Origin of the sequence: Achromobacter sp. 413638 (genome assembly GCF_043119405.1) — a bacterium.
GTDB lineage: Bacteria > Pseudomonadota > Gammaproteobacteria > Burkholderiales > Burkholderiaceae_B > Achromobacter.
The window spans coordinates 1-9604 of sequence record NZ_JBICCO010000141.1 but is presented as its reverse complement, the minus strand read 5'-3'; the positions used below and the strand labels follow the sequence as shown (position 1 = coordinate 9604).

The window sequence follows — 9604 nt, the reverse complement described above, 5'->3', positions numbered from 1 at the left end:
GGCCACCCCAGTCATAGAGAAAGAGTTTCCAGCTCATCGACGCAACAGCCTCAAGCCGTTGCCGACAACAAGCAAGCTGGCACCCATATCGGCGAACACAGCCATCCACATGGTCGCGTGACCCGTGAAAGTGAGCACCAGAAATACCGCCTTGATGCCAAGGGCCAGCACAATGTTTTGCATCAGCACCTGTGCTGTCGCACGCGACAGACGCACGAAGGTCGGAATCTTGCGCAGGTCATCGTCCATCAGGGCCACGTCGGCGGTTTCAATGGCGGTATCTGTGCCTGCCGCTCCCATTGCAAAGCCAATGTCCGCACGCGCCAAGGCCGGTGCGTCGTTGATGCCATCACCGACCATGCCAACCTTGCCATTTCTGGACAATTGCTCCACTTCGCGCAGTTTGTCGTCAGGCAGTTGGTTGCCTTGCGCACGGTCAATGCCAGCTTGTGCGGCAATGGCCTGTGCCGTGTGGGGGTTATCGCCGGTCAGCATCACGGTGTTGATGCCCAGAGCATGCAGCTCGGCGATGGCTCTCCTGCTGCTGTCCTTGATGGTGTCCGCAACGGCGAATAAGGCATGTACCCCTTTTGCGCCCACCAACATCACGACGGTCTTGCCTACGGTTTCCAGCGCCGCGATGCGCTGCTCCAGCTCTGGTGTGCACTGCCCCAGCTCTTCAAGCATTCGGTGGTTGCCCAGATAGTAGGTCTCCCCGTCGATTTGGCCTTGCACACCCCGACCGGGCAGCGCGCTGAACTCGGCCACGTCGAGCAAGGCAACCCCATCCCGCTGCGCAGCCTGCGCCACCGCTTTGGATACCGGATGGTCTGAGCGGGCCGCCAGACTGGCAGCGATGCTGCGGCTATCGGAGGCGGCGAGTGCGTTGCCCCATGCGACAAAATCGGTCTGAGCAGGCTTGCCGTGCGTGATCGTGCCGGTCTTGTCCAGAGCCAGCCAGCGCAGCTTGCGGCCTTCTTCCAGATAGACACCGCCCTTAACGAGAATGCCGTGGCGGGCAGCGGCGGCCAAGCCGCTGACGATGCTGACCGGCGTGGAAATCACCAGGGCGCATGGGCAGGCAACCACCAGCAGAACCAGTGCACGGTAAATCCAGTCCATCCATGCCGCGCCCATGAAAAGCGGGGGCAGCAGTGCGACGGCGATGGCTAGGGCGAACACGAGAGGCGTGTACCAACGGGCGAACTGATCGACAAAACGCTGGGTCGGCGCACGGCTACCTTGTGCAGCCTCTACCGCGTGAATGATGCGGGCCAAAGTGGAGTTGCTGGCCAAGGCGGTGACGCGGTACTCGAATGAACCGGATTCGTTGATCGTGCCCGCAAACACCGGATCGCCGGGGGACTTCTCGACCGGGAGGCTTTCGCCCGTGATCGGGGCTTGGTTGACCGTGGAGCGTCCGTCTAGCACCTCGCCATCGAGCGCGATGCGCTCACCCGGTTTGACCCTGACTCGGCTGCCAATGGCGATTTGCTTGGCACTTACCTCTCGCCAAGTGCCGTCAGGCTGCTGCACCGTGGCCTGCTCCGGGGTCAGGTCGAGCAGTCCACGGATGGCGTTACGGGCGCGATCCAATGACTTGGCCTCGATCACCTCGGCCAGCGCGAAGAGCACCATTACCATCGCAGCTTCGGGCCAGTGGCCGATGAACATGGCACCCGTGACGGCAATCGACATCAGGGCGTTCATGTTGAGGTTACGGTTCTTGAGCGCGATCCAGCCCTTCTTGTAGGTGGACAGCCCCCCCGTCAAGATCGCGACAAGCGCCAGAATGACGACTGACCAATGATTGCCGTCGTGGAACCAGTAGACCGCTTCGGCCGCCGATGCAGCGATGAGGGAAATGCCGAGCGGCCACCAGTTGGTCGGCGTTGTCACAGGGGACGCGGATGGCGACGCGGCCACGGCCTTGTCCTCGACCTGCGCCTCGAATCCGAGCGCTTGTAGTGCCACAAGCACATCCGGCAGAACCCCGTCAGCATGGCGTACCGACAACGTGCGCTGCATCAGGTTGAAATCGAGACCGGTAACCCCGGCCACGGTGCCGAGCTTGTTGCGGATCAATGCTTCCTCTGTCGGACAATCCATCTTGGCAATGGACAGCTTGGTTGTCTGCCCAGCCGACGCCTCATCCATGCGCACAGCTTGCATGCCGATGGCCTTCAGTGCCTGTTCAACGGGAGACAGCGAAGGCAATTCGTGCCGCACGGTCAAGGTACGCTGCATCAGGTTGAACTCAAGACCAACCACACCCGCCAGCCCAGCCAGCTTGCCTCGGATCAGCGCCTCTTCCGTGGGGCAATCCATGTTCTCGATGCGGTACACCGCTTGAGCCGATCCGGTTGCCAGCGGGGCTTGTGCCGTGGGTTGGATGATTGGCCCAGTCGAGCAGCCACACCCCTTTGAAGCGCATTCGCTCATGGATAACTCCTTCAAATCGTCTATTCAGCCCCCATTAAAAACTCTATAGTCGCTATAGAGTCAAGTGAAAAATGGAGATTGAGGCATGGAAATCAGAATTGGCGACCTCGCCAAGCGCTCCGGGTGCGAGGTCGTGACCATCCGCTACTACGAGAAGGAAGGGCTGCTGCCGAAGCCAGCGCGCAGTGGTGGCAACTTCCGGTTGTACGGCGATGTGCACATCGAGCGTTTGCAGTTCATCCGCCATTGCCGTTCGCTTGACATGACGCTGAGCGAAATCAGGATACTGCTGGGCCTACGAGATAACCCTGCTCAGGACTGCGGCGACGTCAATACACTACTGGATGCCCATATTCGTCAGACCGAAGATCGCGTCGAAGCGCTGTTGCAATTGAAGCGGCACTTGCTCTCGCTGCGTGAAAAATGCTCGGGCGCTCGACGAATAGAGGCATGTGGCATCTTGCAAGGTTTATCAGATTGCAATCATCCGGGATGCAACGCATAGCATGAGTTGTTTCGCACGCCGACATTGGCCTGCGATTTTGGATTCGTGAGCGGCCTGCCTAATTGGCATCGGAGAAGGTCGTGCGGCTGACTTCTGATATTCCGTGCAGTCGTCTTCTGAAAATGACAGCCAGGCCGTCCAAACGCATGAAAAGCAGTGCAGAAAAGTCGTTCAGTAAAACAAAGTCTGGATAACCGCCCCTATTTTCGGCAGCGGTGAACTCTAGCTAAGCCTTACGTTGGTTTTTGGTTCCACTGCTCCCCAAACCCCGACTTCGATCCGGCTCCAGTGGTCAAGCTGTTCACGCCGGACGGCGGCGCGACTTGGCTGCTGACCGAGATTGATCCAGACGACCACGACCACGCCTTTGGTCTTTGCGACCTGGGCCTGGGGGAGCCGGAAATCGGCTGGGTCAGCTTGGACGAGCTGGCGAGCGTGCGCGGCGGGCTGGGCCTGCCGATCGAGCGCGACCTGTCTTTCCGGGCAGAGAAGCGTCTAAGCGGCTATGCGCGTGATGCGCGGCTGGCCGGGCGAATCGTCGTCTGACTTCGCCCTTGGAGCGCCGCAAGGCGCTCCTTGCGCTTTTTCGACCATCACAGGAGATCAATGCCATGAGCAGCCATCACGACTACATCATCGAAATCACCGCCCAGCATGATGCGCTCAAGCCGTTCGCGCCGGAGAACGGCCAGCCGCTGCGCTTCAAGATCGGTGACGCGGTGATCTACACCAACGAATACGGCGTGCAGTTCCGTAGCTGCATCAACGGGTTCTACCGCCCGACCGAGCCTTCGGGGCTGTATGCGCGCGGTATGCGCTACTACCTCGATTCGTCAGCGCCGTGGATGCCGGTTGCGCAATCCAGCCTGCGCCCTGACGACTCGGCCTGATGCCTTCGCGCCCCTTCCGGGGCGCTGCGCGCTGCGCTTGCCTCCAGGGGAAAGCCCTGCGGGCTATCCCCGCCGCGCGAGGCTTGGCACCCCTAAAGACCGCCGAACCGGCTGCGCCGGATCGGCCAGAAATCCGCAGCCACAGCAGAACCCGCTTCCCGATGTGTGGGGCGTAGTGCGCTTGGTGCTCATCGAACCTTGAAGGCTGGGCGTCCCCGGCCACCTGGGAGATGGCCGGTCGCGCTGTCGTGCGCGTAGCGCATCAAACCCCCTTCGGGGTTTCGCCCCTGTCGGGCTTCCATCGTTCCCTCGCTCCGCTCGGCTGACGCCTCCGGCCCGGCTTCCAGCTTCGGGCCTGCGCGCTTCGCTTGCCGTGCGGTCAGCGCAAGGGGAAGGCCGTTGCCATGTCCAGCCGTCTCCCCTGACTTCATCACCTTGTCCGCGACTGTAGCCCGCGCCCGTGTGCCGTCAAGGCGCGCAGGGCCGTGTCCTCGGCTGCGCCTGCGGGCCGCACCAACCCTGCGCTTGCCTCCTTGACGGCACACGTTCGCGCGCTCCTGACCGTCGCGGGCGATGAACTCAGGAAAGACGGTGGCAACAGGGCCAACCGGGTTCCTCTCGCCGACCGCACCAAACAGCCGAAAGGCTGGGCTCCGAATCTAGGAATCCGGTGTGCGGTGTGAACAGCAAACCCTTTTTTCTTTGTCAGGAGAAATGAAATGCAACTCGCATCCCGATTCGCTTCCCGTTCCCCCTCGCTGCGCAGCGACTACCCGCTGTCCGATGACCAGATTCACCGCGTAGCGCCGTCCATCTTCGCGGACGCGCCGCATGAAAGCCGTTCGCAGCGGTACGCCTACATCCCCACCGCTGCCGTGCTGACCGAGCTTCGCAAAGAGGGGTTTCAACCCTTCATGGTGACGCAAACCCGCGTGCGCGACGAAGGCAAGCGCGAGCACACCAAGCACATGATTCGCCTGCGCCACGCCAGCCAGATCAACGGCGCGGAGGCCAATGAAATCGTGCTGCTGAACTCGCACGATGGCACGAGCAGCTATCAGATGCTGGCCGGGATGTTCCGGTTCGTGTGCAGCAATGGCCTTGTGTGCGGCGACACCGTGGCCGATGTGCGCGTGCCCCACAAGGGCGACGTTTCCGGGCACGTCATCGAAGGCGCTTACGAAGTTTTGCGCGGCTTCGACCGGGTGAAGGATTCCCGCGATGCCATGCGCGCAATCACGCTGGACGAAGGCGAGGCCGAAGTGTTCGCCCGCGCCGCGCTGGCCCTCAAGTACGACCCCACCGACAACAAGCCCGCGCCCATCACCGAATCGCAAATCCTGATGCCGCGCCGGTTCGACGACCGCCGCCCGGACTTGTGGAGCGTGTTCAACCGCACGCAAGAAAACCTGACCAAAGGCGGATTGCATGGCCGCAGCGCCAACGGACGCCGCCAGCAAACCCGCCCGGTGCAGGGCATTGATTCCGATGTGCGCCTGAACCGCGCCCTCTGGATGCTGGCCGATGGCCTGCGCCAGTTGAAAGCCTGACCCCTTCCGATGTTTCACCCGCCGGAGGGGCGGTTTCCCCTCCATTCCCTTGTTTCACTTGATTGGAGAACCACCATGAACGCCATCACCTACACCGAAGCCCGCGCCGTCAACACCGCCGCCGCTGTCCCGCTGGAAGCCGCCGACCCGACCAAGAACCTGATTCTGGTTCCGCTGTCGCGGCTGGTGCTGCGCCCCACGGGCCGCAACGTGCGCAAGACCCCGCGCATGTCCATCCCCGAATTGGCCGCGAGCATCCAGCGCGTGGGCCTGCTGCAAAACCTGATCGTGATTGCATCCGCCGATGGCGAGCACTACGAAGTCGTGGCCGGTGGCCGCAGGCTGGCCGCGTTGAAGCTGCTGGCGAAGAAGCACCGCATCAGCAAGGAATGGGAGGTGCCTTGCCTGCTGGTGGCCGATGGCACCGCCCGCACGGCCAGCCTCACCGAGAACGTGCAGCGCGAAGCGATGCACCCGGCAGACCAGTTCGAGGCATTCGCCGCGCTGGTGGCCGAAGGCCGACCCATCGAGGACATTGCAGCGGATTTCAGCGTGTCCCCGCTGGTGGTGCAGCGCCGCTTGAATCTGGCGAACGTATCGCCCCGCCTGCTGGCCGACTACCGCGCCGAAGCCGTGAGCCTTGACCAGTTGATGGCCCTGGCCATCACCGACGACCACACCGCGCAGGAAGTCGCCTTCTACGATGCGCCAACATGGCAACGCCAGCCGTCCGCGCTGCGCGACCGCCTCACCGAAAGGGAAATCGACGCCTACCGGCATCCGCTGGTGCGCTTCGTCGGGCTGGACACCTACGAGGCCGCAGGCGGTGGCGTGCGCCGTGACCTGTTCGCCGAAGGTGACGCGGGCGTGTACCTGACCGATGCTGCGTTGCTGGACAGGCTGGCGCAAGACCGGCTGGCGGGCATCGCCGCCGAAGTGAAGGCCGAAGGCTGGGCATGGGTAGATGCCACGCCGGGCGTGACCCATGCCGACCTGCACGCCTTCCAGCGTGCGCCGAGGGAGCGGCGCGAACCGACCAAGCGCGAAGCGCAGCGCATCGAAAAGCTGCAAGCCAAGATGCAGGAACTGGCCGCAGCCGTGGATGACGCGCTGGACGTCGACGACGAGGAAAAGGCCGATGCCTTGCAGGAAGAAGGCGAAGCCGTGGGCGAGCAGTTGCAGGCGCTGGAAGATGGCTTGCAGGACTACAGCCCGACCGTGAAGGCCGCAGCCGGTGCCATCGTCACCATCGACCGCAACGGGCAGGCCGTCATCCATTGCGGCCTGCTGCGCGAGGCCGAGGCCAAGGCGCTGCGCACGCTGGAACGCCTGCGCCAAGGTTTCAGCGGCGAGGATGCCGTGAACGACGACGAAGGCGAAGACGGAGACAGCGAAGGGCAGCCCAAGACCGCCGCCATGTCCGACCGGCTGGCGCAACGGTTGAGCGCCCATCGCACCGCCGCGCTGCAAATCGAAGTGGCACGGCATCCGCAAGTGGCGCTGGCCGCGCTGGTGCATGGCATGGTGCAGACCGTTTTGCAGGAAAGCCACTACGGCCACGATCTGCCGCTGGGCGTGAGCCTGAAAGTGCAAGACCGGCTGGAAGGCATGGCCCCGGACTGGCCGGAATCGCCCGCCGCCGTGGCGCTGCGCGAACTGCAACAGGTGGCGGGCGAAGCCTTGCCCGAGGACAGCGCCGAACTGTTCGCCGCGCTGCTGGCGAAGTCGCAAGACGAACTGGTGCGGCTGCTGGCGGTATGCGTGGCCGTCACGGTGGACGTGGTGACACCCCGCACCACGCGGCAGCAGCCGGGCGAAGAACTGGCGCAGGCCGTGGGGCTGGACATGGCCGCGTGGTGGAAGCCATCCAATGAAGGTTATTTCCGGCATGTGCCGAAGGCCGCGATTCTGGAAGCCGTTGAGCAGTTCGCACCGTCGCACGTCACCCGGCTGGCGAAGTTGAAGAAGGCCGACATTGCCAGCGAAGCCGAGCGGCTGGCGGATGGAACCGGATGGATGCCCGCCATCTTCGCCACCGAAGGCACGCAGGAAGCCACGCAGGCAGAACCGCAGGCGCAGGATGACGCCCCGGAGGATGCCGAGGCACTGGCGGATGAACCCGCCGTGGCGCTGGCCGCTTGACCTGCGCCGATGGCAAGCGCCCCGGCCTTGAACCGGGGCGCTTCGCTTGAAGGAGAACGCCCCATGACCCACACCACCACCAGCCGCCTACGCATGGCGGCGATCTACGCCCCCGGCGCGGTACGCGCCCGCCGCTGGCACGGCGACGGCGACGTGCGCGGCTACCGCCCGCCCTCGGGCTGGTTAGCCCGTGCCGACCTGACCGACATTCACCCCATCACGGGCCGCGCCTTGCCGCGTGCCGTATGGTGGCTCATCGAGACGAAGAAATAACCCGAACAGCACCGCGCCCAGGCCGTTCCGTCCTGGGCGCGGTGAAATGCAAATCCGGGCGCGGCGGTGGCCGCGCCCGGTGTTCAAGGCCAACAGCCGAATCAGAACGCCGCCGCCTTCGCGCTCGCTCAGGCGGCGGCGTTGAAGGCATCGCTGTAGTGCGCGACGCCTTCCGGCACTGGCCCGTGCAGAGCCAGCGCCATGAAGTAGCCGGGCGGTACGCCCGGCAGTTGCAGACCCGCATGGGCCTCAAAACCAAAGCGCGCGTAATACGCGGGATCTCCCAGCAGCACGCAGCCTGCGGCCTGCATGGCTCGCAGTTCGGACAGCGCCTGTTCCATCAGGCGCGAACCGATGCCGTTTCCCTGCCTTGGCGGCAGGACGGAGATTGGCCCCAGGCCGTACCAGCCTTGGGCCTCTCGCCCGTGGTCATCGGTGATCGTCACCGGCGACAGCGCGACGTGGCCGACGACCTGGCCATGTTCTTCGGCCACGATGGAAAGCGTCAGTTCGCCGGCGGCTCGCAAGGCCCGCACGATGAATTGCTCGGTGTGGCTGGTATGTGGTGCATCGGCGAAGGCGGCCACCGTGACTGCCTCGATGGCGGCAACGTCGTCCGGGGTTTCGTGTCGGAGCTGGAGGGTCATGGACTGGTCTTGGTTTTCTTCCTGAGAGCATAGAACGGCCTGGGCGTGTCGGCGCGATGCGCCGCCGGGCTTTGCGGGCTTCGCCCCGTGCCGACTTCGCTGTCACGGCCATTCGGCTTCAATCCCTCACGTCTTCGCGCCTGCGGCGCTGCGCGCTGCGCTTGCCTCCAGGGGAAAGCCCTGCGGGCTATCCCCGCCGCGCGATGCTTGGCACCCCTTGATACCGCCGAACCGGCCTACGCCGGATCGGCCCGGCCAGCGCCCCACCGCGATGGGCGCGGCACTGGCGAACACGCTGGCGCTTGCTGCGGCAGGTTGTGCAAATGCAGGCCGTCCTCAACGCTGGCGGTTCGTACCCATCACGTCACGAAGGACGGTTCACGCCAGTTCACGGTATGCCTTTCCGGCATCGCTATGGAGCTTCCACGCCACGCCTCAAGACCGGCACCGCAAGGTGCGGCAGGGGCGTTCTCGCGTGTCGTCGGGGGGTTGACCTGGCCCGCGTCAGCGGGCGAGCCGGTGCAGCCTTCATGCGGGGATGCCGAGCCGGCCCCATCTCCTTTCGGAGCGGTTCGGCCCAAGGCGTCCTTGTCTCGTTGTGAATCCTGGCGGTGGCGCGGCTGCGCCTCGGGCTTCATGGCTGCAACCGTCCTTCGAAAACAATTTCCCCGCCGCTGCGCGGCTTCCTCGCGCAGCAAATTCTTTTCGCCTCCCGGCTCTCCACTGCGTTTCGACCGCAAGCGGTGCAGCCAGCCCGTCCCCCGCCGGCCGGATCACAACAAGGACGCGATGGGCGCGAACCTTGTTCAACCGAAAGGAAAACATCATGGCCAACATCGGCACCTTCACCGCAGAAAAAGACGGCTTCACCGGCACGCTTCGCACCCTGACGCTCAACGTCAAGGCCAAGCTGGTTCCCAACGACAAGGGGGACAACGAGAAAGCCCCTGACTTCCGCTTGCAGGCGGCCAGCCACGACATCGGCGCGGCGTGGAAGAAGACCAGCGAGGCCGGGCGGGAGTACATCTCCGTGACCCTCGACGATCCATCGTTCCCAGCCACGGTCTATGCCCGCCTGATCGAAAGCGAGGACGGCACGCACGACCTGATCTGGTCGCGCAGCAAGCCCCAGGCGGCGTGACCGCCGCCCGGCGC

8 protein-coding genes and 1 pseudogene are annotated in these 9604 nt (G+C 64.2%); 7 read left to right on the top strand and 2 right to left on the bottom strand.

Annotation, left to right across the window (positions count from 1 at the left end; translation table 11 throughout):
• Window positions 1-33 precede the first annotated feature (33 nt).
• Window positions 34-2442 carry a heavy metal translocating P-type ATPase gene (locus tag ACEU5R_RS31295; protein ID WP_128318211.1) on the bottom strand — a complete coding sequence of 803 codons (2409 nt, stop codon included), beginning with the start codon at window positions 2440-2442 and terminating at the stop codon, window positions 34-36.
• An 85-nt stretch (window positions 2443-2527) separates the two neighbouring features.
• On the opposite strand from ACEU5R_RS31295, the gene cadR reads away from it, so the two are divergent.
• From cadR to ACEU5R_RS31265, 6 genes and pseudogenes are all read left to right on the top strand, one after another.
• Entirely contained in the window at window positions 2528-2947 is a 420-nt protein-coding gene (gene cadR, locus ACEU5R_RS31290) for a Cd(II)/Pb(II)-responsive transcriptional regulator (protein WP_087778393.1), read from the top strand.
• A gap of 264 nt (window positions 2948-3211) precedes the next feature.
• Window positions 3212-3493: pseudogene (locus ACEU5R_RS31285) on the top strand (DUF2958 domain-containing protein); the annotation flags it as partial.
• Window positions 3494-3558: 65 nt separating this feature from the next.
• Window positions 3559-3837, top strand: a complete 279-nt coding sequence (locus ACEU5R_RS31280) for a hypothetical protein (protein ID WP_023123544.1) — start codon at window positions 3559-3561, stop codon at window positions 3835-3837.
• 719 nt (window positions 3838-4556) lie between these two features.
• Window positions 4557-5387 carry a DUF932 domain-containing protein gene (locus tag ACEU5R_RS31275; RefSeq protein ID WP_023101686.1) on the top strand — a complete coding sequence of 277 codons (831 nt, stop codon included), beginning with the start codon at window positions 4557-4559 and terminating at the stop codon, window positions 5385-5387.
• 75 nt (window positions 5388-5462) lie between these two features.
• The gene (locus ACEU5R_RS31270; protein ID WP_023123543.1) at window positions 5463-7529 is read left to right on the top strand and encodes a ParB/RepB/Spo0J family partition protein; all 2067 of its coding nucleotides are present in this window, start codon (window positions 5463-5465) and stop codon (window positions 7527-7529) included.
• Between the two features lie 63 nt (window positions 7530-7592).
• Window positions 7593-7802 carry a hypothetical protein gene (locus ACEU5R_RS31265; RefSeq protein ID WP_023101684.1) on the top strand — a complete coding sequence of 70 codons (210 nt, stop codon included), beginning with the start codon at window positions 7593-7595 and terminating at the stop codon, window positions 7800-7802.
• Window positions 7803-7930: 128 nt separating this feature from the next.
• Here the strand turns inward: ACEU5R_RS31265 and ACEU5R_RS31260 are convergent, their stop codons facing one another.
• A complete protein-coding gene (locus ACEU5R_RS31260; protein ID WP_023101683.1) occupies window positions 7931-8449 on the bottom strand; it encodes a GNAT family N-acetyltransferase in 519 nt (172 codons plus the stop codon).
• A gap of 826 nt (window positions 8450-9275) precedes the next feature.
• Between ACEU5R_RS31260 and ACEU5R_RS31255 the strand changes: the two genes are divergently transcribed.
• Window positions 9276-9590 (top strand): DUF736 domain-containing protein, encoded by a 315-nt coding sequence (locus ACEU5R_RS31255; protein ID WP_023101682.1) that lies wholly within the window; start codon window positions 9276-9278, stop codon window positions 9588-9590.
• Window positions 9591-9604 lie beyond the last annotated feature (14 nt).